This window comes from Micromonospora sp. CNZ296 (assembly GCF_007827635.1).
On record NZ_VISW01000009.1, the window covers coordinates 127173 to 149117 of the forward strand.

A 21945-nucleotide genomic window follows, 5' to 3' on the forward strand; every position below is an offset into this window, starting at 1 on the left:
CCCCGAGCGGCCGGAGAACCGGCAGACATAGGAGATAGACGTGATTCAGCAGGAGTCGCGACTGCGCGTCGCCGACAACACGGGTGCCCGGGAGATCCTGTGCATCCGGGTGCTCGGCGGCTCCGGTCGGCGCTACGCGAGCATCGGCGACGTCATCGTGGCGACCGTCAAGGACGCGATCCCCGGTGCCGGTGTGAAGAAGGGCGACGTCGTCAAGGCCGTCGTCGTTCGGACCGCCAAGGAGAGGCGGCGGCCGGACGGGTCGTACATCCGCTTCGACGAGAACGCCGCCGTCATCATCAAGGACGGTGGGGACCCGCGCGGTACCCGCATCTTCGGCCCGGTGGGCCGGGAGCTGCGGGACAAGCGGTTCATGAAGATCATCTCTCTCGCGCCGGAGGTGTTGTGACCGTGAAGGTCAAGAAGGGCGACACGGTCGTCGTCATCGCCGGCAAGGACAAGGGTGCCAAGGGCAAGGTCATCGCGGCCTACCCGAGGCAGGACAAGGTCCTGGTCGAGGGCGTGAACCGGGTCAAGAAGCACACCCGCATCAGCACCACCCAGCGTGGCGCCAAGACCGGTGGCATCGTCACCCAGGAGGCCCCGATCCACGTCTCGAACGTGATGGTCCTGGACTCCGACGGCAAGCCGACCCGCGTCGGCTACCGGATCGACGACAACGGCCAGAAGGTCCGCATCGCGCGTAGCACCGGTAAGGACCTCTGATGACCACGGCTACCGAAACCAAGACCCTGCCGCGCCTCAAGGAGCGGTACCGCAACGAGATCGTGGGCGAGCTGCAGAAGCAGTTCGAGTTCGCCAACCCGATGCAGGTTCCGCGGCTGGTCAAGATCGTCGTCAACATGGGTGTCGGCGAGGCTGCTCGCGACGCCAAGCTGATCGACGGGGCCGTCCGCGACCTGGCCACCATCACCGGCCAGAAGCCGCAGGTCCGGCGGGCCACCAAGTCCATCGCGCAGTTCAAGCTCCGCGAGGGCATGCCGATCGGCGCGAAGGTCACCCTGCGCGGCGACCGGATGTGGGAGTTCCTGGACCGGCTGCTCTCCATCGCGCTGCCGCGTATCCGTGACTTCCGCGGCCTGGACGGGCGCAAGCTCGACGGGCACGGCAACTACACGTTCGGCCTGACCGAGCAGTCGGTGTTCCACGAGATCGACCAGGACAAGATCGATCGCCAGCGGGGCATGGACATCACGGTGGTCACGACCGCCACGACCGACGACGAGGGCCGGGCGCTGCTCAAGCTCCTGGGCTTCCCGTTCAAGGAGAACTGAGATGGCCAAGAAGGCGCTGATCCTCAAGGCGGCCGCGAAGCCGAAGTTCTCGGTTCGCGCGTACACCCGCTGCCAGCGGTGCGGGCGTCCGAAGGCGGTCTACCGCAAGTTCGGTCTCTGCCGGGTGTGCATCCGGGAGATGGCCCACCGCGGTGAGCTGCCCGGCGTGTCCAAGGCTTCCTGGTAATAGCCCGGCGCGCTCCGGCGCGTCAGCTGAACTGTCTCTTCGCCGTAGGCCCCGGGCCTGGCCCGGGGAACCCCGGCGAGAAAGGTTGACGAGTTTTCATGACGATGACCGACCCGATCGCAGACATGCTCACGCGTCTGCGTAACGCCAACCAGGCGTACCACGACCGGGTGACGATGCCCTACTCGAAGATCAAGGCGAACATCGCCGAGGTCCTCAAGGCCGAGGGTTACATCGCCACCTGGTCGGTCGAGGAGCCCGAGGAGGGCGCCGTCGGCAAGCGACTGGTCGTCGAGCTGAAGTACGGCCAGAACCGCGAGCGGAGCCTGGCCGGCATCAAGCGCGTGTCCAAGCCCGGTCTCCGGGTGTACGCCAAGTCGGACGGGCTCCCGCGGGTGCTCGGCGGGCTGGGCGTGGCGATCATTTCGACGTCCCAGGGGCTGCTCACCGACCGGCAGGCCCGCAAGCGGAGCGTTGGCGGGGAAGTCCTCGCCTTCGTCTGGTAACGGGAGACAGGTAGAAATGTCGCGTATTGGACGTAAGTCGATCCCGGTGCCTGCCGGCGTCGACATCACGATCGACGGCCGGACCGTCAAGGTCAAGGGCCCCAAGGGCGAGCTGAGCCACGTGCTGGCCGAGCCGATCACGGCGGAGCGGGGCGAGGACGGCGAGCTGCACGTCAACCGGCCCAACGACGAGCGCAAGGCCAAGGAGCTGCACGGCCTGAGCCGTACGCTGGTGGCCAACATGATCGTCGGTGTCACCGAGGGCTACCGCAAGAGCCTGGAGATCGCCGGTACCGGTTACCGCGTGACCGCCAAGGGCAAGGACCTGGAGTTCGCGCTCGGGTTCTCGCACCCGGTCCTGGTTCCGGCGCCGGAGGGCATCACCTTCACGGTCGAGAAGCCGACGCTGTTCCACGTGGCCGGCATCGACAAGCAGCAGGTCGGCGAGGTCGCCGCCAACATCCGGAAGATCCGTCCGCCGGAGCCCTACAAGGGCAAGGGCGTGAAGTACCAGGGCGAGGTCATCCGCCGCAAGGCTGGAAAGGCAGGTAAGAAGTGAGCGCCACGCTGCTCAAGCGCCGCCGCGGCGTCGCCGCCAAGCGTGCCGTCGGGCGTGCGCGTCGGCACTTCCGGGTCCGCAAGAACGTCAGCGGCACCGCCGAGCGTCCCCGCCTGGTCGTCACCCGCTCCCTGCGCCACGTGGTGGCCCAGGTCGTGGACGACACCAAGGGTCACACCCTGGCGTCGGCCTCGACCATGGACGCCTCGCTGCGCGGCGCCGAGGGCGACAAGAGCGCCCTGGCCGGCAAGGTCGGCGCCCTGCTCGCCGAGCGCGCCAAGGCCGCCGGCGTCTCGAAGGTCGTCTTCGACCGCGGTGGCAACCGGTACGCGGGGCGTGTCGCCGCGCTTGCCGACGCCGCCCGCGAAGCCGGGCTCGAGTTCTAGAAACCCCGTCACGAGAGAGAAGGAAGGCTGCTGATGCCAGGTCAACAGCGCCGTGGCGGCGGGTCCGGTGGCAACGAGGGTGGTCGCCGCGACAACCGCCGTGAGGGCGGCCGCGGAAACGCGCCCGTCGAGAAGACCCCGCACCTCGAGCGGGTCGTCGCGATCAACCGCGTCGCCAAGGTCGTGAAGGGTGGTCGTCGCTTCAGCTTCACCGCCCTGGTGATCGTGGGCGACGGCGACGGCACCGTCGGTGTGGGCTACGGAAAGGCCAAGGAGGTGCCCGCGGCGATCGCCAAGGGTGTCGAGGAGGCCAAGAAGCACTTCTTCAAGGTGCCGCGGATCGGTCAGTCGATCCCGCACCCGGTCACGGGCGAGGACGCCGCCGGTGTGGTGCTGCTCAAGCCGGCCTCCGCCGGTACGGGCGTCATCGCCGGTGGCCCGGTGCGTGCCGTGCTGGAGTGCGCGGGCATCCACGACGTGCTCTCCAAGAGCCTCGGCTCGTCCAACCCGATCAACATCGTGCACGCCACGGTGGCGGCCCTGAAGGGGCTCGAGTCCCCGGAGCAGGTCGCGGCCCGTCGTGGTCTGCCGGTCGAGGACGTCGCGCCGGCCGCCATGCTGGCGTCGCGGGCGGGGGTGGCGTCCTGATGGCACGCCTGAAGGTCACCCAGGTCCGGTCCGAGATCGGGACCAAGAAGAACCAGCGTGACTCGCTGCGTTCCCTCGGTCTCAAGCGGATCAACGACGTGGTGGTCAAGGAGGACCGGCCGGAGATCCGCGGCATGATCTTCACGGTCAACCACCTCGTGAAGGTCGAGGAGGTCGAGTAATGACGATCAAGGTGCACCACCTGCGTCCGGCTCCCGGCGCCAAGACCGACAAGACCCGTGTGGGTCGCGGTGAGGGCTCGAAGGGCAAGACGGCCGGTCGCGGTACCAAGGGTTCCAAGGCCCGCAAGAACATCTCGGCGGCGTTCGAGGGTGGGCAGATGCCCATCCACATGCGCCTGCCGAAGATGAAGGGCTTCAAGAACAAGTTCAAGGTCGTGTTCCAGGTGGTCAACCTGGACCGGCTGGCCGAGCTGTTCCCGAACGGCGGCCAGGTCGGCCCGGTCGAGCTGGTCGAGGCCGGCGCGGTCCGCAAGGGTCACCCGGTCAAGGTGCTCGGCACCGGCGACCTCGGCGGCGTGTCCCTCCAGGTGTCGGCGCACGCGTTCAGCGCGTCGGCCAAGGAGAAGATCACCGCCGCCGGTGGCTCGGTCACCGAGCTGTAAGACGATGTTCATGGCGCCCGCTCAGTTGTTCGCGACTGGGCGGGCGCCATGGTCTACCGGCCACGTGTGCGCCGGGTAACATCGGATTCGGTTTATGTAGCCGGGCGCATCTGCCCGGACCGGGACCGGGCTGTTAGAGTCCGTTCCCAGCCATGGATTCCGGACACTCCGTCCGGCACCACACCCCGCCCCGCCAGGGACTCGTCACCGGCGGCCCGCGTCGCGCAGGAGGAAGAAGTTGCTGTCCGCCTTTCTCAGTGCGTTCCGTACGCCTGACCTGCGCAAGAAGCTGCTGTTCACAGTAGGCATCATCGCGGTCTACCGGCTGGGCGCCACGCTGCCCAGCCCGGGCGTCTCGTACGGCAACGTGCAGAAGTGCCTCGACACGATCCAGGGTGGCAGCACGGGTGTGCTGAACCTGCTGGATCTCTTCTCCGGTGGCGCGCTGCTCCAGCTCTCGGTCTTCGCGCTGGGCATCATGCCCTACATCACCGCGTCGATCATCCTTCAGCTGCTGACGGTGGTGATCCCGCGTCTGGAGCAGCTCCGCAAGGAGGGCCAGGCCGGGCAGGCCAAGATCACGCAGTACACCCGCTACCTGACGCTGGGCCTGGGTGTCCTCCAGGCCTCGGCGTTCGTGGCGCTGGCCCGCTCCGGGCAGCTGTTCAACAACCAGTGCGACCAGTTCCCGATCGTGCCCGAGGGCACCGGCATCCCGAACTGGCTGACCCTGAGCATCCTGGTCATGACCATGACCGCCGGCACCGGCGTGGTGATGTGGCTCGGTGAGCTGATCACCGACCGGGGCGTCGGCAACGGCATGTCCGTGCTGATCTTCACCTCGATCGCGGCCCGCCTCCCCAGCGAGGGCTGGAAGATCAAGACCACCAAGGGCTGGGGGATGTTCCTCCTCGTCATCGCCCTGGTGCTGGTGGTCATCACCGCTGTCACGTTCATCGAGCAGGCGCAGCGCCGCATCCCGGTGCAGTACGCCAAGCGCATGATCGGCCGGCGGATGTACGGCGGCACGTCGACCTACATCCCGCTGAAGGTGAACCAGGCGGGCGTCATCCCGGTCATCTTCGCCTCGTCGCTGCTCTACCTGCCGCAGCTCGCGCTCCAGTTCTTCGATCAGAACGACCCGGGCAAGGTCCAGGCGTGGATCCAGAACCACATCGTGAAGGCGAGCGCGCCGGAGCACATCGCGATCTACTTCCTGCTGATCATCTTCTTCACGTACTTCTACGTGTCGATCACGTTCAACCCGACCGAGGTCGCGGACAACATGAAGAAGTACGGCGGCTTCGTGCCGGGCATCCGCCCCGGCAAGCCGACCGCCGAGTACCTCGACTTCATCCTCAGCCGGATCACCCTGCCGGGCGCGCTCTACCTGGGCATCGTCGCGATCCTGCCGAACTTCTTCTTCATCTGGCTCGACAACCAGCAGTTCCAGAACTTCCCGTTCGGCGGCACCGCTGTGCTCATCATGGTCGGCGTCGGTCTGGAGACCGTGAAGCAGATCGAGAGCCAACTCATGCAGCGGAACTACGAAGGGTTCCTGCGGTAGATGAGACTCGTTCTGGTTGGCCCGCCGGGCGCGGGCAAGGGCACACAGGCGGAGTTCGTCGCCGCGCACCTCTCGGTGCCGAAGATCTCGACCGGTGACATCTTCCGGGCGAACGTCTCCCAGGGCACGCCGCTGGGCGTCGAGGCCAAGCGGTACATGGACGCCGGCAAGCTGGTTCCGGACGAGGTCACCATCAACATGGTGCGGGACCGGCTCGCCGAGCCGGACGCGAGCGAGGGCTTCCTGCTCGACGGCTTCCCGCGGACCACTCCGCAGGCCGCCGCGCTGGACAAGCTCCTCGCCGACCTCGGCACCGCGCTGGACCTGGTGCTGGAGCTGGTCGTCGACGACGACGAGGTGATCCGGCGGCTGTCCGGCCGGCGCACCTGCCGCGGCTGCGGCAAGATCTGGCACGTCGAATTCGACTCGCCGAGCCGGGAGGGCGTCTGCGACCGCTGCGGCGCCGAGCTGTTCCAGCGCGACGACGACAAGCCGGAGACCATCGCCGCCCGGCTGCGGGAGTACGCCGAGAAGACCGCGCCGCTCGTGGACTACTACGGCGCCCAGGGCAAGCTGGTCGGCATCGACGCGACCGGCCCGGTGGAGGACGTCACCGTCCGCGCCATCGACGCGCTGCGCTCGTACGGCGGCTGAGGTCCCACCCGCCACCCGGCGGATAGAGTGCGAACAGCGGGGTACGTGCGACGTGCCCCGCTGCTCCGCGTACGCGTGACGAAAGGTAACCACCACCATGCGCCGTCCCCAGCTGGACATCCAGCTGAAGACCCCCGAGCAGATCGAGCTGATGCGGGCCGCCGGTCTGGTCGTCGCCCGTGCCCTGCGCCGGATGCGGGAGGCGGTGGCGCCGGGCGTGTCGACGGCCGACCTGGACGCGATCGCCGAGTCGACCATCCGCGAGGCGGGCGCCGTGCCGTCGTTCAAGGGCTACCACGGCTTCCCGGCGTCGATCTGCTCCTCGGTCAACCGGCAGGTGGTGCACGCCATCCCGTCGGCCGAGCAGGTGCTGCGCGAGGGCGACCTGATCTCGATCGACTGTGGCGCGGTGCTGGACGGCTGGCACGGCGACGCGGCGGTCACGGTGCCGGTCGGCGAGGTCGACCCGGCGCTGCTGAGGATGACGGCGGTGGCCGAGGACGCCATGTGGGCCGGGATCGCCGCCGCGGCGCGCGGTGCGGCCTCCGGCAAGGGCCGGCTCACCGACATCTCCCACGCGGTCGAGACGGCGGTCCGCAAGGGCGGCCGGTACGGCATCGTCGACGGCTACGGCGGCCACGGCATCGGCACCGAGATGCACCAGGACCCGCACGTGCTCAACCACGGGCGTCCCGGTAAGGGGCCGCGCCTGGTGCCGGGCCTGGCGCTCGCGATCGAGCCGATGATCACGATGGGCTCGCCGCGTACCGTCGAGCTGTCCGACGGCTGGACCGTGGTGACCCGGGACGGGTCGATGGCGGTGCACGTCGAGCACTCGATGGCGCTGCTGGACGACGGCGTGTGGGTGCTGACCGCCGAGGACGGCGGACGGGCCCGCCTGGGCGACCTGGTGACCAAGCGGCAGACGTCGGTGGACTCCCCGGCCTGATCGGGGCCCCGGCCGCGCCGGATGACCGGCCACGTCGTGCCGGGCTGGCGATCGGGTGACATGCTTGCTCCCATGGAGGAGCGCAACCGCATGCGGGCGGCCGACGCGGACCGTGAGGCCACCGCGGAGCGACTCCGGGCGGCGTTGAACGAGGGCCGGCTCGACCTGCACGAGTACGACGACCGGCTGCGCCGGGCGTACGGGTCGAAGACCTACGGCGAGCTGGACGAGCTGCTGACCGACCTGCCCGGCGCCGGCCCGGCCGGGCGCCCCCTGCCGGCGCCTCGTGCGGCCGGGGAGGGCGGGGTCGCGGTCCCGGGCACGGAGGCCGTGAGCGGGGCGCGCAGCGCCTGGCTGCTGGGGGTCTGGGGGCCGTGGCTCAAGGTGGCCCTGATCCTCACCGCGATCTGGTTCGTCTCCCAGCTGGCTGAGGGCGAGTTCGAGTTCGACGACTACTGGCCGCTCTGGGTGCTCGGCCCGTGGGGCGCCGTGTTGCTCTACCAGACCGCGCAGGGGCTGGCCACCGGAGCGCCGGAGAAGGACGCCGAACGCCGGCGGCGCAAGCAGGTCGAGCGGGAAGCCCGCCGGCGGGCGAAGCGCGAGCTTCCGGAGACGTGACCTGCGTCATATCCGAGCCGTCCGGGTGACTGTCGCGCCGGTCGGTTTGGCGAGCACGTACGGGTCGGCGTACACTTTCTGATCGGCGCACAGCGTCCACTCCGCCATGCCCACCCTGCGCTTCGGTGGGAGTCGGAGCCGCGGCTGGCGCGGGTTTCCTGATCTTGGTCAGTTCACCCGTGTAAGACGTTGTGGGCCGTCCGGAGTAACCGACGTCAGGACAGCGGAGGACATGCCGAAAAAAGACGGAGCCATCGAGATCGAGGGTCGGGTCATCGAGCCCCTGCCGAACGCCATGTTCCGGGTGGAGCTCGCGAACGGTCACAAGGTGCTGGCTCACATCAGCGGCAAGATGCGGCAGCACTACATCCGCATCCTGCCGGAGGACCGGGTCGTCGTCGAACTCTCGCCGTACGACCTGACCCGCGGGCGCATCGTCTACCGCTACAAGTAAGCCTGACGGCGGCCGGGACGTTTCCGTGTCCGTCTTCGACGTCCGGGTCGCGCTGTGTCGTGGGTCCGGGCCAGATGGGAAGTAAGGCAACCGTGAAGGTCAAGCCGAGCGTCAAGAGGATCTGCAACAAGTGCCGGGTGATCCGCCGGCACGGCCGGGTCATGGTCATCTGCACCGACCCGCGCCACAAGCAGCGCCAGGGCTGACGCCCCACACATCACCAGCTCGTCTCAGCCGCGGTCGGGTGCGCAGCGCGTACCCCCTCGTGGTTGACCCCCGGTCGGAGGCCGGGGCCCGCTCGGGCAGCGACCGATCCCGGTCGCCGGCGTTCTTGACGCCGGAAGGACAGGGACGGCCGGTAGCGGGGTGGGACGGGTCCACACCTCCGCCACAACATCACGAGGAGTACGCCCGCACATGGCACGTCTAGTCGGCGTGGATCTCCCCCGCGAGAAGCGGATGGAGATCGCGCTCACCTACATCTTCGGGGTCGGTCGCACCCGCGCCCTGGAGACGCTCGCCGCGACCGGCATCTCGCCGGACAAGCGCGTTCGGGACCTCACGGACGAGGAGCTCGTCGAGCTCCGGAACCACATCGAGGGCAACTACAAGGTTGAAGGCGACCTGCGCCGCGAGGTCGCCGCTGACATCCGCCGCAAGGTCGAGATCGGCTGCTACGCCGGTATCCGGCACCGCCGCGGTCTGCCCGTGCGTGGCCAGCGCACCAGGACCAACGCGCGGACCCGGAAGGGCCCGAAGCGGACCGTGGCCGGCAAGAAGAAGCCCGGCAAGAAGTAACTAGGAGCGCACAGACTTATGCCACCGAAGGCTCGTGCCGGAGCCGCCGTCAAGAAGGTCCGGCGCAAGGAACGCAAGAACGTCGCCCACGGGCAGGCGCACATCAAGAGCACCTTCAACAACACCATCGTGTCCATCACGGACCCGACCGGTGCGGTCATCTCCTGGGCCTCCTCCGGCCAGGTGGGCTTCAAGGGCTCCCGCAAGTCGACTCCGTTCGCCGCGCAGCTCGCCGCCGAGGCCGCCGCGCGTCGCGCGATGGAGCACGGCATGCGCAAGGTCGACGTGTTCGTCAAGGGCCCCGGCTCCGGCCGGGAGACCGCCATCCGTTCGCTGCAGGCAGTCGGCCTCGAGGTCGGGCAGATCTCCGACGTCACGCCGCAGCCGCACAACGGGTGCCGTCCGCCGAAGCGTCGCCGGGTCTGAGAGGTTAGAGAGAGATGGCTCGTTACACCGGTGCTGACTGCCGCCGTTGCCGGCGGGAGAAGATGAAGCTGTTCCTCAAGGGCAGCAAGTGCGATGGTCCGAAGTGCCCGTTCGAGTCCCGGCCGTTCCCGCCCGGGCAGCACGGCCGCGGCCGCACGAAGGAGACGGAGTACCTGCTCCAGCTCCGTGAGAAGCAGAAGGCCCGTCGTGTCTACGGCGTGCTGGAGAAGCAGTTCCGCGGCTACTACGAAGAGGCCGTGAGCAAGGAGGCCAAGACCGGCGAGGTCCTGCTGCAGATCCTTGAGTCGCGGCTGGACAACGTGGTCTACCGGGCCGGCTACGCCAAGTCCCGGGACATGGCCCGTCAGCTGGTCAAGCACGGCCACTTCACGGTGAACGGCAAGAAGGTCGACATCCCGTCGTACCGCGTCAAGGAGCACGACATCATCGAGGTGCGTGCCAAGAGCAAGGAGCTTACCCCGTTCCTCGTGGCGCAGGGTGAGGCCGGCTCGCGGACCGTTCCGGCGTGGCTGGAGGCGATCCCGAGCCAGATGAAGATCCTCGTGCACTCGCTCCCGGCCCGCCAGGTGATCGACACCCAGGTCCAGGAGCAGCTGATCGTCGAGCTCTACTCCAAGTAAGGGCTCGTTGCGGTGGCCCGTCCTCCGGGGCGGGCCACCGGAACAGTTGTGTCGTGGGCGTCAAATAGCGGGCGCCCCGGAAGAGAAGAGAAAAGATGCTCATCAGCCAGCGACCGTCTCTCTCCGAAGAGTCGATCAACGAGACCCGCTCCCGGTTCACCATCGAGCCGCTGGAGCCCGGCTTCGGCTACACGCTGGGCAACTCGCTGCGGCGTACGCTGCTGTCCTCGATCCCGGGTGCGGCGGTCACCTCGATCAAGATCGACGGTGTGCTGCACGAGTTCACCACGATCCCCGGCGTCAAGGAGGACGTGGTCGAGCTCGTCATGAACATCAAGGAGCTGTGCGTCAGCTCCGAGCACGACGAGCCGGTCAGCATGTACCTGCGCAAGCAGGGCCCGGGCGACGTGACCGCCGGTGACATCCAGCCCCCGGCCGGTGTCTCGGTGCACAACCCGGACCTGAAGCTCGCCACCCTCAACGGCAAGGGCCGGCTCGACATGGAGCTGACCGTCGAGCGGGGTCGCGGCTACGTCACCGCGGCGCAGAACAAGCAGGCGGGCGCCGAGATCGGCCGGATCCCGGTCGACTCGATCTACTCGCCGGTGCTCAAGGTGACGTACCGGGTCGAGGCGACCCGTGTCGAGCAGCGGACCGACTTCGACCGGCTCATCATCGACGTCGAGACCAAGCCGTCGATGGGCCCGCGTACCGCGCTGGCCTCGGCCGGTTCGACGCTGGTGGAGCTGTTCGGGCTGGCCCGGGAGCTGGACGAGACCGCCGAGGGCATCGACATCGGGCCGTCCCCGCAGGACGCCCAGCTGGCGGCGGACCTGGCCCTGCCGATCGAGGAGCTGGACCTCACCGTCCGCTCCTACAACTGCCTCAAGCGCGAGGGCATCAACTCCGTTGGTGAGCTCATCGGGCGTACCGAGGCCGACCTCCTCGACATCCGCAACTTCGGTCAGAAGTCGATCGACGAGGTCAAGATGAAGCTCGCCGGGATGGGCCTGGGGCTGAAGGACTCGGCTCCGAACTTCGACCCGGCGCACGTCGTGGACGCCTTCGGCGAGGCGGACTACGACACCGACGACTACCGCGAGACCGAGCAGCTCTAGTCCGCGCTGCCGCCACACCTGAGGAGCACCAAGCATGCCCACGCCCACCAAGGGCCCCCGCCTCGGCGGCAGCCCCGCGCACGAGCGGCTGATGCTGGCCAACCTGGCCACCGCGCTGTTCCAGCACGGCAAGATCCAGACCACCGAGACGAAGGCCCGGCGGCTGCGTCCGCTGGCCGAGCAGCTCATCACCAAGGCCAAGCGCGGCGACCTCGCCTCGCGCCGCCGCGTGCTGGGCGTCGTCAAGGACAAGGACGTGGTCTACGCCCTGTTCGACCAGATCGCGCCCCGGTACGCCAACCGCAACGGTGGCTACACCCGGATCGTGAAGACCGGTCCGCGCAAGGGTGACGCCGCTCCGATGGCGATCATCGAGCTGGTGGAGGAGCTTCAGGTCGCCGAGCCGAAGGCGAACAAGAAGACCGCCGCCCGCAAGGCCGCCCAGCAGGACAAGGTCGAGGCCCTGGCCCCGGCCGAGGAGACCCCGCGCTCCAGCGCCGGTGACCAGGACGCCGAGGCGCCGGTCTCCGCGTCGGGTGACACCGCCGCCGCCCGTGAGGACAGCGACGAGGCCACCGAGAACGACAAGGCCTGACATCAGGCTCGACCGGGCCCGGCATCCCCTCGGGGGTGCCGGGCCCGTCGCCGTCGACAGGAGGTACGAGGTGGACGAGCGGACCCGGCTGCGGCTGGACGTCTCGTACGACGGCACCGACTTCTCCGGCTGGGCGCCCCAGCCGGCCCGGCGCACAGTGGCCGGCGTGCTCATGCAGACGCTGGACCTGGTGCTCGGCGCGGGCACGGCGACCGGCCTGACAGTCGCCGGGCGTACCGACGCCGGGGTGCACGCCACCGGGCAGGTCTGCCACCTCGACCTGCCGACTCCCGTGTGGCGGGAGCACGAGGGCCGGTTGTTGCGCCGGCTGGCCCGGCTCCTGCCCCCGGACGTCCGGGTACGCGCGATGACCGAGGTGCCCGCCGACTTCGACGCCCGGTTCTCGGCCACGTTCCGGCGCTACGAGTACCGGGTCACCGATGCCCCGTGGGGCGCCGAGCCGCTGCGCCGCGGGGACACCCTGGCCTGGCCGAAGCCGCTGGACCTGGCGGCCCTGAACGCCGCCGCTGCCGGGCTGGTGGGCGAGCACGACTTCGCCGCGTACTGCCGGCGCAAGGAGAACGCCACCACGCTGCGCGAGGTGACCCGGCTGGACTGGCGGCGCGACCCGGACGGGATCCTGGTCGCCACAGTGCAGGCCGACGCGTTCTGCCAGAACATGGTGCGCAGCCTGGTCGGGGCGATGCTGGTGGCGGGCGACGGGCGGCGGCCGGTCCAGTGGCCGGCCGGCCTGCTGACCCGCCGCGAGCGCTCCAGCGAGGTGACTGTGGCGCCCGCGCACGGCCTCGCCCTGGTCGCTGTGGGCTACCCGGGCGACCCGGCCGAGTACGCCCGCCGCGCCGAGGAGACCCGCCGGTTGCGGGTGCCGGTGGCCGAGGGCTGAGCCAGGCTCAGTCCGTGCCCCGCTGACCGGCGCTGTCCTCGGCCGAGTCGGCGTCGGGCTGCCCGGCCGTGCCGGCCGCCGCGCGACGGTCCAGCACACCCCGGTTGAGGTGCAGTTCGACCAGGTCGTACATGATCTCGCGGGCGGTCGCGTCGTCGCTCGGGATGCGTTCCCCGTCGGCGCGGGTGACCAGGCAGAAGGCGACGTAGTGTCCGCGTACCTGCCAGGCGACCCGGGCCGCGGCCTTCTCCACCGCGTCGGTGTCGTCGCCCGCCGCCATGCCACGGAACCGTCCCTGGCGCGCGTCGAGCAGCGGCCGGATGCGGTCGCGTACCCGCTGGGCGGTGGCCACGTCGGTGAGGTTGAACAGACCGGCGGTGATCAGGTGGTCGCCGTCGGGGGAGCGGAGCGTGCCCCGCACCACCTGGTTGCAGCCGAGCCGGACCAGCAGGTCGGCGATCTCGCCGGTGGCCGCGACCTGGCACTTCGTGCTGGCCTGGGTCTTCAGCACCCGGTAGGCCGGTTTCCCGTCGGTGACCACCAGGTCCTTGGTCGGGAAGACCTCCTTGGCGGTGAGCGACGCCTGGTCGGTGTCCCGGGAGTCCAGGTCGGTGCCGCCGGACGGCGTGCTCGACTCGGTCGGCTGCGGGGTCGGCTGGCCCGCCGGCGGCGTGGTGGTGCGTTCGTCGAGCAGGGCCGCGACGGCGAGCCCGGTGAGCGAGAGCAGGAGCAGTACGGCGGCGCCGCCGACGAGCGTCTGCCAGAACCGGCCGCCGCCGCGGCGTTCGGCGCGCCGGGTCCGGGGCAGTTCGGAGACGTCGGCGGCGCGGGCGGTGGGGCTGGCCGGGATCGGCACCGTCGGCCGGTTCGCCGCCGCCGGTACGGGTGCCGGCATGGGCGGCGCGGGGTGCGGCACCGGGGAGGGCTCCCGTGGTGGGGCGGGCCGTCCCGGTGTCGGCGCCGGGGCCGGGGGCGCCGGAGCGGGTGCGCGAGCGTCGTCCGCCACCGCCTGCCCGCCGGGATCGGCCTGCTCGGCCGCGCCGGTCGGCGGCGGCGCCGCTTGCGGGCGCGGCGGCGGGGGCAGCGACGGCGTGGGGAAGCGGGAACGTGACGGACCCGCGGGCGGAGGCGTGGCTGCGGGCCCGTTCGGGGCCGACCCGGGCTTCGGGTACTCCAGGAAGGCGTCCTCATCGGACTCGTACCGGTACACCATGTGGCATAGAGTAGGACTGATTGTCCCTTTCAGGGGTAATATCGGGAAATTCTGGCGGAGTGGCGTGCGACCCCGCCCGTGACACCGTCGCCGGAACCCCTGCGGCCCGGTGCGAGAATGCGGGCGTGACCGGCGACCACTACTTCACAGCTGAGCCCTCGACCCCGGCCCGCCCCCGCGAGGTCGAGTTCACAGTCGCCGGGCGCGACTACACGCTCGCCTCGGCCGGCGGCGTCTTCTCCGCCGACCGGCTCGACCCGGGCACCGCCGTACTGCTGCGCAAGGCCGACCTGCCATCCGCCGACGTCACCGGTGTGCTGCTCGACATCGGCTGCGGCTTCGGCCCGATCACCTGCGTCCTGGCCACTGTCGCGCCGAAGGCCACCGTCTGGGCCGTGGACGTCAACGAGCGCGCCCGCGCCCTCACCACCGCCAACGCGGCAAGGGTCGGTGCCGCCGACCGGGTACGCGCCGTCGCGCCCGACGAACTGCCGGACGACGTCACCTTCGCCCAGATCTGGTCCAACCCGCCGATCCACATCGGCAAGCCGGAACTGCACGGCCTGCTGCTGCGCTGGCTGCCCCGCCTCGCCCCGGACGGCGTGGCCTGGCTGGTCGTCGCCCGGCACCTCGGCGGCGACTCGCTGCACCGCTGGCTGGTCGAGCAGGGCTGGTCGGTCGAGCGGCACGCCAGCCAGAAGGGCTACCGGGTGCTGCGGGTCACCCGGTAATCCGGTGTCGTCCACCGACCCGGCTCGGGCAGGATGCCCGCGTGGGATACGTGGACGTGGCAGGAGTAGGGCACATCCTCCCGGACGGGCGTGAGCTGTTCAGCGACGTGTCGTTCCGGGTCGGTGAGGGTGCCAAGGTGGCGCTGGTCGGCCCGAACGGCGCCGGCAAGACCACGCTGCTGCGGATGGTCGCCGGTGACCTGCCGGTGAAGACCGGCGCTGTCGCCCGCTCCGGTGGGCTGGGCGTGATGCGGCAGTTCATCGGCATGATCGGCGACGACTCCACGCTCGCCGACCTCGCCCTGTCGCTGGCGCCGCCGGCGCTGCGCGACGCCGGGCGGCGGCTCGCCGAGACCGAGGCGGCCATGCGGGCGGCCGAGGTCCGCGGCAAGTACAGCTCCGCCGCCGCCAAGACCCAGCTCGCGTACGCCGAGGCGCTCGCCGCGTGGGGCGAGACCGGCGGGTACGACGCCGAGGTCCTCTTCGACACCGTCGCCACCATCGTGCTCGACCTGCCCTGGGACAGCGCCCGGGAACGGCCGGTCCGCACGCTGTCCGGCGGCCAGCAGAAGCGCTTCGCGCTGGAGCTGCTGCTACGCGGCCCCGACGAGGTGCTGCTGCTCGACGAGCCGGACAACTTCCTCGACGTACCCGGCAAACGCTGGCTGGAGGCGCGCCTGCGCGAGTCGGGCAAGTCCGTGCTCTACGTCTCGCACGACCGGGAACTGCTGGCGCAGACCGCCGACCGGGTCGTCGCGGTGGAGGGCGGCAGCGCCTGGGTGCACCCGGGCGGCTTTGCGAGCTGGCACGAGGCACGGGTGGCCCGGCACGCCCGCCTCGACGAGCTGCGCAAGCGCTGGGACGAGGAGCACCAGAAGCTGCGCGAGCTGATGCTGATGTACAAGCAGAAGGCCGCGTACAACGACGGTATGGCCTCCCGCTACCAGGCCGCGCAGACCCGGTTGCGCAAGTTCGAGGAGGCCGGGCCGCCGCCCGTACCCCCGAAGGACCAGGACATCCGGATGCGCCTGACCGGCGGGCGGACCGGCAAGCGCGCGGTGATCGCCGAGCAGTTGGAGCTGGACGGCCTGACGTACCCGTTCGACCTGGAACTCTGGTACGGCGACCGGGTCGCGGTGCTCGGCGCGAACGGTACCGGCAAGTCACACTTCCTGCGGCTGCTGGCCCGGGGCGGCACCGACCCGGAGCCGGGCAACACGCCTGTGGACGGCGCCGCCGCGCTCGCACCTGTCGCCCACGGCGGCGTGGTCCGGCTCGGCGCACGGGTCCGGCCCGGGCACTTCTCGCAGACCCACGACCGGCCGGAGCTGATGGGCAAGACGCTCGTCGAGGTGTTGTGGCGCGGCGACGACCACCGGGCCGGCATGGACCGGCACGCCGCGATGGCGGCGCTGTCCCGGTACGAGCTGGCCGGCCAGGGCGACCAGCGGTTCGGCACGCTCTCCGGCGGGCAGCAGGCGCGGTTCCTGGTGCTGTTGCTGGAGCTGTCCGGGGCGACGCTGCTGCTGCTCGACGAGCCCACCGACAACCTCGACCTGGCCTCGGCCGAGGCGCTGGAGGCCGGGCTGACCGCGTTCGAGGGGACTGTGGTCGCGGTGACACACGACAGGTGGTTCACCCGTACCTTCGACCGGTTCGTGCTGTTCCGGGGCGACGGCGACGTGGTGGAGACGCCGGAGCCGGTCTGGGACGTGAGGTGATCGACAGGGACCTGGCCGACCGGCTGTGCGCGGTGGACGGCGTGGTCGCGGTGGCGCTCGGCGGCAGCCGGGCCCGCGGCGACCACCGGCCCGACTCCGACTGGGACGTGGGCCTCTACTACCGGGGCGCGCCGGACCTGGCCGGGCTGCGCGCGGTGGCCGCCTCGATCGCCGACGGGCCGGTGGACCTCACCGCCCCGGGCGGCTGGGGGCCGTGGGTCGACGGGGGCGGCTGGCTGCGCGTCGGCGGGGTGGCGGTGGACTGGATCTACCGCGACCTGGACCGGGTGCACCGGGTCTGGGCGGACTGCCGGGCCGGCCGCTACACGGTCGAGGCGCAGGCCGGGCATCCGCTCGGTTTCTACTCGCACGCGTACGCCGGGGAGGTGGCGCTCGGGCGGGTGCTCGGCGACCCGACCGGTGAGCTGACCGCGCTGCGGGCCGAGACCGTCGACTACCCGCCCGCGCTCGGCGCCGCGCTGGTCGCCGGTGGCTGGGAGACCGGGCTGCTGCTCGACGGCGCCGCGAAGGGCGCCGCAGGGGGTGACGCCGGCTACGTGGCGGGCTGCCTGTTCCGGGTGGTCGGCGTGCTGGTCCACGCGCTGCACGGCCGGGCCGGGCGGTGGCTGGTCAACGAGAAGGGCATGATCGTCTCCGCCGGACGCCTGCCCGGTGCGCCGCCGGACTTCGCCGAGCGGGCGCAGGCGCTGCTGGGCGCGGTGGGGCGTACCCCTGAGGAACTGGCGGCGACGATCGGTGCCGCCCGGACGCTGGCCGACCAGGTGCTGCCGCTGCCCGGATGACATCCGGGCAGCGGGCATAGGGTGGATCTCGTGAGTGAGATGACCTATCGCCGGCTGGGCGACTCCGGGCTCGTGGTGTCAGTGGTCGGTATCGGCTGCAACAACTTCGGCCGCAAACTCGACCTCGACGGCACCCGGGCGGTGGTGGACGCCGCGCTCGACGCCGGGATCAACTTCTTCGACACCGCCGACATCTACGGCGAGCCGCAGGGCGCCTCCGAGGAACTGCTCGGCCAGGCGCTCAAGGGCCGCCGCGACGACGTGGTGGTGGCCACCAAGTTCGGCATGGACATGAACGGCGCGAACGGGCCGGACCACGGCGCCCGGGGCGCCCGCCGCTACATCGCCCGCGCGGTCGAGGCGTCGCTGCGCCGGCTCGGCACCGACCACATCGACCTGTACCAGATGCACGAGCCCGACCCGGGCACCCCGATCGACGAGACGCTCGCCGCGCTGGACGACCTGGTGACCGCCGGCAAGGTGCGCTACCTCGGCAACTCCAACTTCGCCGGGTGGCAGATCGCCGACGCCGACTGGACCGCGTCGTCGCAGGGGCGTACCCGGTTCATCTCCGCGCAGAACCACTACTCGCTGGTGGAGCGCGGGGTGGAGGACGAGGTGATCCCCGCCTGCGAGCGGTTCGGCCTCGGCATGCTGCCGTTCTTCCCGCTCGCCAACGGGCTGCTCACCGGCAAGTACAAGCGCGGCGAGGCGCCCCCGGCGGGCAGCCGCCTGGCCGGTGGCGGCCGGTACGCCGAGCGGCTGGCCGCCGCGCGCTGGGACGTCATCGAGGCGATCGAGGCGTACGCGGCCGAGCGCGGCATCAGCATGCTCCAGGTGGCGATCGGCGGCCTGGCGGCCCGTCCCGCCGTGACGTCGGTGATCGCCGGCGCCACCACTCCCGACCAGGTGAAGGCCAATGCCGAAGCCGGGACGTGGCAGCCGTCCGACGAGGACCTGACCGCCTTGGACGCCATCCTCTGACCGTCCCTGCCGGTACATACGCGCCCGCTCGCGCGTCGGGGGTGCGCTCGCTCGTCGGCGTGCGAGCGTCGGGGCTTGCCCCGCGCGGCGTGCGCCCACCGTGGCCCGCCCGCCCGCCCGCCCGCGCGCGGAGGCACCCGTGGCGTTCCACTCAGGGGCAGCGCTCACGATGAGTGGAACGGTATGGGTGTCAAGAGGGCCCACAGACACCCACGGCGTTCCACTCGTCGCCAGATTCAGTCGCGAGTGGAACGCCATAAGTGTCTGTGGGCGGCCTCCTGACGCCCGTGGTGTCTTGGGCGTCCCGGCCCGGCCCGGCCAGGTGGCGGGTGGCGGCCGGGGGCGCGGCGGGGCGAGACTCGGGGCTGTGGGGCTGTGGGGCTGTGGGGCTGTGGGGCTGTGGGGCTGTGGGGCTGTGGGGCTGCGGCTGTGGGGCTGCGGGCTGTGGGCTGCGAGCCGGGGTGCGGGGGGCTGCGGGTGCGGATCAGTGGTTTGCCGCGGCGGCGCGACGTTCTGCCAGGGCCTGGCGCACCAGGGCGACAGTGGCGTCGGGCCGGCGTAGCACGTCGTCGACGGTGAACCGGAGCACGACCCACCCGGCCGCGCGGAGCGCGTTCAGGCGCGCCACGTCCCGCCGGAAGTGAGCCCGTTCCCGGTGGTGGTCGCCGTCGTACTCGACCGCGAGGCGGAGAGCCGGCCAGGCCAGGTCCACCCGGGCCACGAAGCGTCCGCCGGCGCGCACCTCGTGCTGGGCGGTCAGCGGGCCGAGACCGGCGTCGAGGAGGAGCAGCCGCAGCCGCGTCTCCATCGGGGACTCGCTCAACGGCTCGGCCATCGCCAGTACCTCGCGCAGCAGCGGAGCGCCCGGCCAACCCGGCCGGTCGGCGGCGTAGGCCCGCAGGACGGGCAGCTTCACGACCCGGCGACGCAGCAGCGCGTCGACGGCGACCAGCGCCTCGGCGCGGGGACCTGGCGCCCCAGGTCGAACGCGGTACGCAGCGGGGTCGTGACCGGCAGCCCCGCGAACCGGGTGCGGTCCGACTCGGGCAGGGGCGACCGGGTCACCAGCAGCCGTGGATGAGGACGCATGCGGGCCGGGCTCGGCAGCAGCACGGTGACCGGCGCGTCGCGGCTGAGCACGTCCGTGCCGAACAACCAGGCGGCGCTGCGTCCCGCCAGTGCGGCATCCGGCGGCAGGCGCAACGCCACCGCCTCGCACCACATCCGGTGGTCGTCGGCGCGGTGTCCGTCCCGGTGCACGTACACGTCCGGCAGCAGGCGGATCCAGGTCGGCCCGCGCAGCATCGTCCAGGTGAGCAGTCCTTCGGAGACGGCACGGCTGCCCCGGAACGGCAGGATCGCCAGGCGGCGCGGGACACGGGCGGGAACGGACATCCCGGCAGCGTGTCGTGACGAGACGGTCACCTGTTGCCCCGGTACGGCATGTGAACGGTTCCTGGGAAAAACCTCACCCGGGGTTCCGTACGGGCGGGAGGCGTCGTACGGTAGGCCGCAAGTGACCCACGGGAGCCCGGTGCGGACCGGGCTGAGAGGGGGGCTGGGAGCCCCCGACCGTCGAACCTGATCCGGGTAATGCCGGCGCAGGGAGGAGCGTTGCCGTGCTGTCCCTGGGACGACTGCATCTCATCACCGACACCCGGCCGGGGCGTGACCCGCTCGCCGTGCTGCGTGCCGCCCTGCCCGTGGCGGGCGCCGAACTCGTCGTGCAGGTGCGCGTGGAGGACGACGCCACCGACCGGGAGGCGTACGAGCTGGCGTGCCGGGTGACCGAGGCGTGCCGGCCGTACGGGGCACAGTGCCTGGTCAACGACCGGCTGCACGTGGCGCTCGCGGTGGACGCCGCCGGGGGCCACGTCGGCGCGGACGATCTGCCGGTCGCAGCCGCGCGCCGCGTGCTCGGCCCGGACGCGGTGCTCGGCGCGACCGCCCGGGAGCCGGTGAGCGCCCGTACGGCCGTGGATGCGGGCGCGAGCTACCTGGGCGTGGGCCCGTGCCACGTCACCACCACCAAGTCCGGCCTGCCGGACCCGATCGGCCCCGAGGGGATACGCGCGGTCGCCGAGGCGGTCAGCGTCCCGGTGATCGCGATCGGTGGGGTGACGGCCGCGAGCGTGCCGGCGCTGCGGGCCGCCGGGGCGTACGGGGTGGCGGTGGTCGGCGCGCTCAGCCTGGCTGCCGATCCGGCGCACGCCACCGCCGAGCTGCTGCGGGCGCTGACGTGTTAAGAGGGGGCCCTTCCTCTACCGGAGGCGTTAACAGGGGGCCCTTCCTTACCGACGTGGCGGTGGTGGGCGCCGGGCCGGTGGGACTCGCGATCGCGTGGCGGTGCGCGCAGCGCGGACTGCGCGTGGTGGTGCACGACGACCGGCCCGGGTCGGGCGCCTCGTCGGTGGCCGCCGGGATGCTGTCGCCGGTCGCGGAGGCGTACTTCGGTGAGCACGAACTCACAGCGCTTCTCGTCGGGTCCGCCGCCCGCTGGCCCGGTTTCGCGGCCGAACTGGCCGGGGCGAGCGGCGTCGACCTCGGGTACCGCACCGAGGGCACGCTCGTCGTCGGGCTCACCGCCGACGACCTGGCCGAGGCGGGGCGGCTGTGGTCGTACCAACGGGGTCTGGGACTGCCGATCACGCCGCTGCGGCCCTCGGAGCTGCGCGACCGCGAGCCGGCGCTGGCACCGCGCGTGCGCGGCGGCGCGGTGGCCCCCGGCGACCACCAAGTGGATCCGCGACGGCTGGTCGCCGCGTTGCGCACTGCTGCGGAACGCGTCGGCGTGGAGCTGCGCCCGGCCCGCGTCGGCGCGCTGTCCGAGGTGGACGCCCGGGTCACTGTGGTCGCGGCCGGCTGCGGCGCGGCGAGCCTGACCGGCCTGCCGGTCCGGCCGGTCAAGGGCCAGGTGCTGCGGCTGCGCGCGCCGGGTGGCGGTCCGCCGGGCTTCCGGCACGTGATCCGGGGGTACGCGGACAGCGAGCCGGTCTACCTGGTGCCCCGGGACAGCGGTGAGGTCGTGGTCGGGGCGACTGTGGAGGAGCGCGCGGACACCGAGGTCACCGCCGGTGGCGTGCTGACACTGCTGCGCGCCGCCGCCGAGCTGGTGCCGGAACTCGTCGAGTACGAGCTGGTGGAGGCCGTCGCCGGGCTGCGCCCCGGTACGCCCGACAACGCGCCGATCATCGGGCCGCTCCCCGGGCAGTCGGGCGTGCTCGCGGCGACCGGGCACCACAGGCACGGCATCGTGCTCACCCCGGTCACCGCCGACCTGGTCACCGAGCTGATCGTCACCGGCGAGCCGGATCCCGCGCTCGCCCCCTTCACCCCGGACCGCTTCGGGAAGGAGCGCACGTGGAACTGATCGTCAACGGCACCGGCCGGACGCTGCCCGAGGGCGTCACCGTCGCCGAGGTGGTCCGCACCGTCACCGACCGGGAGCGCGGGCTCGCCGTAGCGGTCAACGGCGAGGTGGTGCCACGCGGCGGCTGGTCGGCGAGCGTGCTGCGCGACGGCGACCGGGTCGAGGTACTCAGCGCCACCCAGGGCGGGTGAAC

At 71.4% G+C, this 21945-nt stretch carries 32 protein-coding genes and 1 riboswitch; of the genes, 29 read left to right on the forward strand and 3 right to left on the reverse strand.

Going from position 1 to position 21945, the window contains the following annotated elements; translation table 11 throughout:
* The first annotated feature begins 40 nt into the window (after positions 1-40).
* The 22 genes from rplN (at position 41) to truA (ending at position 12930) form a co-directional block, all read left to right on the forward strand.
* Positions 41-409: a 50S ribosomal protein L14 gene (gene rplN / locus FB455_RS16665; protein ID WP_007465279.1), complete on the forward strand. Its 369-nt coding sequence runs from the start codon at positions 41-43 to the stop codon at positions 407-409.
* Positions 406-726, forward strand: coding sequence for a 50S ribosomal protein L24 (gene rplX / locus FB455_RS16670; protein ID WP_013288626.1), 321 nt, complete (start codon positions 406-408; stop codon positions 724-726). Before rplN ends, rplX begins: the two co-directional genes overlap by 4 nt.
* Positions 726-1295 carry a 50S ribosomal protein L5 gene (gene rplE / locus FB455_RS16675; RefSeq protein WP_013288625.1) on the forward strand — a complete coding sequence of 190 codons (570 nt, stop codon included), beginning with the start codon at positions 726-728 and terminating at the stop codon, positions 1293-1295. The genes rplX and rplE overlap by 1 nt, the downstream gene beginning before the upstream one ends.
* A 1-nt stretch (position 1296) precedes the next feature.
* A complete protein-coding gene (locus FB455_RS16680; RefSeq protein ID WP_007073023.1) occupies positions 1297-1482 on the forward strand; it encodes a type Z 30S ribosomal protein S14 in 186 nt (61 codons plus the stop codon).
* A 98-nt stretch (positions 1483-1580) separates the two neighbouring features.
* On the forward strand, positions 1581-1988 hold the full coding sequence (gene rpsH / locus FB455_RS16685; RefSeq protein WP_013288624.1) for a 30S ribosomal protein S8: 408 nt from the start codon (positions 1581-1583) through the stop codon (positions 1986-1988).
* Positions 1989-2004: 16 nt separating this feature from the next.
* Complete coding sequence (gene rplF / locus FB455_RS16690; protein WP_013288623.1) at positions 2005-2547, forward strand: 50S ribosomal protein L6; 543 nt, start codon at positions 2005-2007, stop codon at positions 2545-2547.
* Entirely contained in the window at positions 2544-2933 is a 390-nt protein-coding gene (rplR, locus tag FB455_RS16695) for a 50S ribosomal protein L18 (RefSeq protein WP_013288622.1), read from the forward strand. The genes rplF and rplR overlap by 4 nt, the downstream gene beginning before the upstream one ends.
* Before the next feature lie 33 nt (positions 2934-2966).
* The gene (gene rpsE / locus FB455_RS16700; protein WP_013288621.1) at positions 2967-3581 is read left to right on the forward strand and encodes a 30S ribosomal protein S5; all 615 of its coding nucleotides are present in this window, start codon (positions 2967-2969) and stop codon (positions 3579-3581) included.
* Positions 3581-3763 (forward strand): 50S ribosomal protein L30, encoded by a 183-nt coding sequence (rpmD, locus tag FB455_RS16705; RefSeq protein ID WP_013473693.1) that lies wholly within the window; start codon positions 3581-3583, stop codon positions 3761-3763. The genes rpsE and rpmD overlap by 1 nt, the downstream gene beginning before the upstream one ends.
* Positions 3763-4206 carry a 50S ribosomal protein L15 gene (gene rplO, locus FB455_RS16710; protein ID WP_013288620.1) on the forward strand — a complete coding sequence of 148 codons (444 nt, stop codon included), beginning with the start codon at positions 3763-3765 and terminating at the stop codon, positions 4204-4206. The genes rpmD and rplO overlap by 1 nt, the downstream gene beginning before the upstream one ends.
* A 238-nt stretch (positions 4207-4444) precedes the next feature.
* Entirely contained in the window at positions 4445-5773 is a 1329-nt protein-coding gene (gene secY / locus FB455_RS16715) for a preprotein translocase subunit SecY (protein WP_013288619.1), read from the forward strand.
* Complete coding sequence (locus FB455_RS16720; RefSeq protein ID WP_013288618.1) at positions 5774-6427, forward strand: adenylate kinase; 654 nt, start codon at positions 5774-5776, stop codon at positions 6425-6427.
* Between the two features lie 97 nt (positions 6428-6524).
* Positions 6525-7376 carry a type I methionyl aminopeptidase gene (gene map, locus FB455_RS16725; RefSeq protein WP_013288617.1) on the forward strand — a complete coding sequence of 284 codons (852 nt, stop codon included), beginning with the start codon at positions 6525-6527 and terminating at the stop codon, positions 7374-7376.
* A 72-nt stretch (positions 7377-7448) separates the two neighbouring features.
* Positions 7449-7994, forward strand: a complete 546-nt coding sequence (locus FB455_RS16730; protein WP_030269335.1) for a DUF1707 SHOCT-like domain-containing protein — start codon at positions 7449-7451, stop codon at positions 7992-7994.
* Positions 7995-8226: 232 nt separating this feature from the next.
* Entirely contained in the window at positions 8227-8448 is a 222-nt protein-coding gene (infA, locus tag FB455_RS16735; protein ID WP_007073013.1) for a translation initiation factor IF-1, read from the forward strand.
* 92 nt (positions 8449-8540) lie between these two features.
* The gene (gene rpmJ, locus FB455_RS16740; RefSeq protein WP_012184307.1) at positions 8541-8654 is read left to right on the forward strand and encodes a 50S ribosomal protein L36; all 114 of its coding nucleotides are present in this window, start codon (positions 8541-8543) and stop codon (positions 8652-8654) included.
* 211 nt (positions 8655-8865) lie between these two features.
* Positions 8866-9246 (forward strand): 30S ribosomal protein S13, encoded by a 381-nt coding sequence (gene rpsM, locus FB455_RS16745; RefSeq protein ID WP_013473691.1) that lies wholly within the window; start codon positions 8866-8868, stop codon positions 9244-9246.
* An 18-nt stretch (positions 9247-9264) separates the two neighbouring features.
* Positions 9265-9672: a 30S ribosomal protein S11 gene (gene rpsK / locus FB455_RS16750; protein WP_013288613.1), complete on the forward strand. Its 408-nt coding sequence runs from the start codon at positions 9265-9267 to the stop codon at positions 9670-9672.
* Positions 9673-9686: 14 nt separating this feature from the next.
* A complete protein-coding gene (gene rpsD / locus FB455_RS16755) occupies positions 9687-10313 on the forward strand; it encodes a 30S ribosomal protein S4 (protein WP_013288612.1) in 627 nt (208 codons plus the stop codon).
* 95 nt (positions 10314-10408) lie between these two features.
* Positions 10409-11431 carry a DNA-directed RNA polymerase subunit alpha gene (locus FB455_RS16760; protein ID WP_007073009.1) on the forward strand — a complete coding sequence of 341 codons (1023 nt, stop codon included), beginning with the start codon at positions 10409-10411 and terminating at the stop codon, positions 11429-11431.
* Between the two features lie 34 nt (positions 11432-11465).
* Entirely contained in the window at positions 11466-12026 is a 561-nt protein-coding gene (gene rplQ, locus FB455_RS16765) for a 50S ribosomal protein L17 (protein WP_013288611.1), read from the forward strand.
* 70 nt (positions 12027-12096) lie between these two features.
* Positions 12097-12930 carry a tRNA pseudouridine(38-40) synthase TruA gene (gene truA / locus FB455_RS16770; RefSeq protein ID WP_013288610.1) on the forward strand — a complete coding sequence of 278 codons (834 nt, stop codon included), beginning with the start codon at positions 12097-12099 and terminating at the stop codon, positions 12928-12930.
* Between the two features lie 7 nt (positions 12931-12937).
* Here truA and FB455_RS16775 read toward each other — a convergent pair whose 3' ends face one another.
* Positions 12938-14143, reverse strand: a complete 1206-nt coding sequence (locus FB455_RS16775) for a hypothetical protein (RefSeq protein WP_278091020.1) — start codon at positions 14141-14143, stop codon at positions 12938-12940.
* 125 nt (positions 14144-14268) lie between these two features.
* On the opposite strand from FB455_RS16775, the gene FB455_RS16780 reads away from it, so the two are divergent.
* The 4 genes from FB455_RS16780 to FB455_RS16795 are packed head-to-tail and all read left to right on the forward strand — an operon-like array spanning position 14269 to position 18382.
* On the forward strand, positions 14269-14874 hold the full coding sequence (locus FB455_RS16780) for a methyltransferase (protein ID WP_145753986.1): 606 nt from the start codon (positions 14269-14271) through the stop codon (positions 14872-14874).
* A 41-nt stretch (positions 14875-14915) separates the two neighbouring features.
* On the forward strand, positions 14916-16595 hold the full coding sequence (locus FB455_RS16785) for an ATP-binding cassette domain-containing protein (RefSeq protein WP_145753988.1): 1680 nt from the start codon (positions 14916-14918) through the stop codon (positions 16593-16595).
* Positions 16592-17398 carry a nucleotidyltransferase family protein gene (locus FB455_RS16790; RefSeq protein ID WP_091330786.1) on the forward strand — a complete coding sequence of 269 codons (807 nt, stop codon included), beginning with the start codon at positions 16592-16594 and terminating at the stop codon, positions 17396-17398. The genes FB455_RS16785 and FB455_RS16790 overlap by 4 nt, the downstream gene beginning before the upstream one ends.
* Before the next feature lie 21 nt (positions 17399-17419).
* Positions 17420-18382: an aldo/keto reductase gene (locus tag FB455_RS16795; RefSeq protein WP_186466411.1), complete on the forward strand. Its 963-nt coding sequence runs from the start codon at positions 17420-17422 to the stop codon at positions 18380-18382.
* Between the two features lie 484 nt (positions 18383-18866).
* On the opposite strand, the gene FB455_RS34795 is transcribed toward FB455_RS16795, so the two are convergent.
* Both FB455_RS34795 and FB455_RS34800 read right to left on the reverse strand, forming a co-directional pair.
* Positions 18867-19298: an endonuclease domain-containing protein gene (locus tag FB455_RS34795; RefSeq protein ID WP_486481540.1), complete on the reverse strand. Its 432-nt coding sequence runs from the start codon at positions 19296-19298 to the stop codon at positions 18867-18869.
* A complete protein-coding gene (locus FB455_RS34800; RefSeq protein WP_486481541.1) occupies positions 19295-19777 on the reverse strand; it encodes a hypothetical protein in 483 nt (160 codons plus the stop codon). Before FB455_RS34800 ends, FB455_RS34795 begins: the two co-directional genes overlap by 4 nt.
* A 118-nt stretch (positions 19778-19895) precedes the next feature.
* A riboswitch (TPP riboswitch) is annotated at positions 19896-20007 on the forward strand.
* Between FB455_RS34800 and thiE the strand changes: the two genes are divergently transcribed.
* From thiE to thiS, 3 genes are all read left to right on the forward strand, one after another.
* A complete protein-coding gene (thiE, locus tag FB455_RS16810) occupies positions 20002-20628 on the forward strand; it encodes a thiamine phosphate synthase (RefSeq protein ID WP_145753991.1) in 627 nt (208 codons plus the stop codon). Its footprint overlaps the riboswitch before it by 6 nt.
* On the forward strand, positions 20622-21752 hold the full coding sequence (gene thiO, locus FB455_RS16815; RefSeq protein WP_186466412.1) for a glycine oxidase ThiO: 1131 nt from the start codon (positions 20622-20624) through the stop codon (positions 21750-21752). The genes thiE and thiO overlap by 7 nt, the downstream gene beginning before the upstream one ends.
* Complete coding sequence (gene thiS, locus FB455_RS16820) at positions 21743-21943, forward strand: sulfur carrier protein ThiS (protein ID WP_013288601.1); 201 nt, start codon at positions 21743-21745, stop codon at positions 21941-21943. The genes thiO and thiS overlap by 10 nt, the downstream gene beginning before the upstream one ends.
* The last annotated feature ends 2 nt before the right edge of the window (positions 21944-21945 follow it).

Bases quoted from the DNA above. Each gene is read 5' to 3' on its own strand.
- rpsE (WP_013288621.1), top strand. From the start codon at position 2,967: ATGCCAGGTCAACAGCGCCGTGGCGGCGGGTCCGGTGGCAACGAGGGT.
- FB455_RS16760 (WP_007073009.1), top strand. From the start codon at position 10,409: ATGCTCATCAGCCAGCGACCGTCTCTCTCCGAAGAGTCGATCAACGAG.
- rpsD (WP_013288612.1), top strand. From the start codon at position 9,687: ATGGCTCGTTACACCGGTGCTGACTGCCGCCGTTGCCGGCGGGAGAAG.
- rpsK (WP_013288613.1), top strand. From the start codon at position 9,265: ATGCCACCGAAGGCTCGTGCCGGAGCCGCCGTCAAGAAGGTCCGGCGC.
- map (WP_013288617.1), top strand. From the start codon at position 6,525: ATGCGCCGTCCCCAGCTGGACATCCAGCTGAAGACCCCCGAGCAGATC.
- rpsM (WP_013473691.1), top strand. From the start codon at position 8,866: ATGGCACGTCTAGTCGGCGTGGATCTCCCCCGCGAGAAGCGGATGGAG.
- FB455_RS16680 (WP_007073023.1), top strand. From the start codon at position 1,297: ATGGCCAAGAAGGCGCTGATCCTCAAGGCGGCCGCGAAGCCGAAGTTC.
- rplO (WP_013288620.1), top strand. From the start codon at position 3,763: ATGACGATCAAGGTGCACCACCTGCGTCCGGCTCCCGGCGCCAAGACC.
- rplE (WP_013288625.1), top strand. From the start codon at position 726: ATGACCACGGCTACCGAAACCAAGACCCTGCCGCGCCTCAAGGAGCGG.
- rplF (WP_013288623.1), top strand. From the start codon at position 2,005: ATGTCGCGTATTGGACGTAAGTCGATCCCGGTGCCTGCCGGCGTCGAC.
- FB455_RS16730 (WP_030269335.1), top strand. From the start codon at position 7,449: ATGGAGGAGCGCAACCGCATGCGGGCGGCCGACGCGGACCGTGAGGCC.
- infA (WP_007073013.1), top strand. From the start codon at position 8,227: ATGCCGAAAAAAGACGGAGCCATCGAGATCGAGGGTCGGGTCATCGAG.
- rpsH (WP_013288624.1), top strand. From the start codon at position 1,581: ATGACGATGACCGACCCGATCGCAGACATGCTCACGCGTCTGCGTAAC.
- rplQ (WP_013288611.1), top strand. From the start codon at position 11,466: ATGCCCACGCCCACCAAGGGCCCCCGCCTCGGCGGCAGCCCCGCGCAC.
- FB455_RS16720 (WP_013288618.1), top strand. From the start codon at position 5,774: ATGAGACTCGTTCTGGTTGGCCCGCCGGGCGCGGGCAAGGGCACACAG.
- rpmD (WP_013473693.1), top strand. From the start codon at position 3,581: ATGGCACGCCTGAAGGTCACCCAGGTCCGGTCCGAGATCGGGACCAAG.
- FB455_RS34800 (WP_486481541.1), bottom strand. From the start codon at position 19,777: ATGTCCGTTCCCGCCCGTGTCCCGCGCCGCCTGGCGATCCTGCCGTTC.
- FB455_RS16775 (WP_278091020.1), bottom strand. From the start codon at position 14,143: ATGGTGTACCGGTACGAGTCCGATGAGGACGCCTTCCTGGAGTACCCG.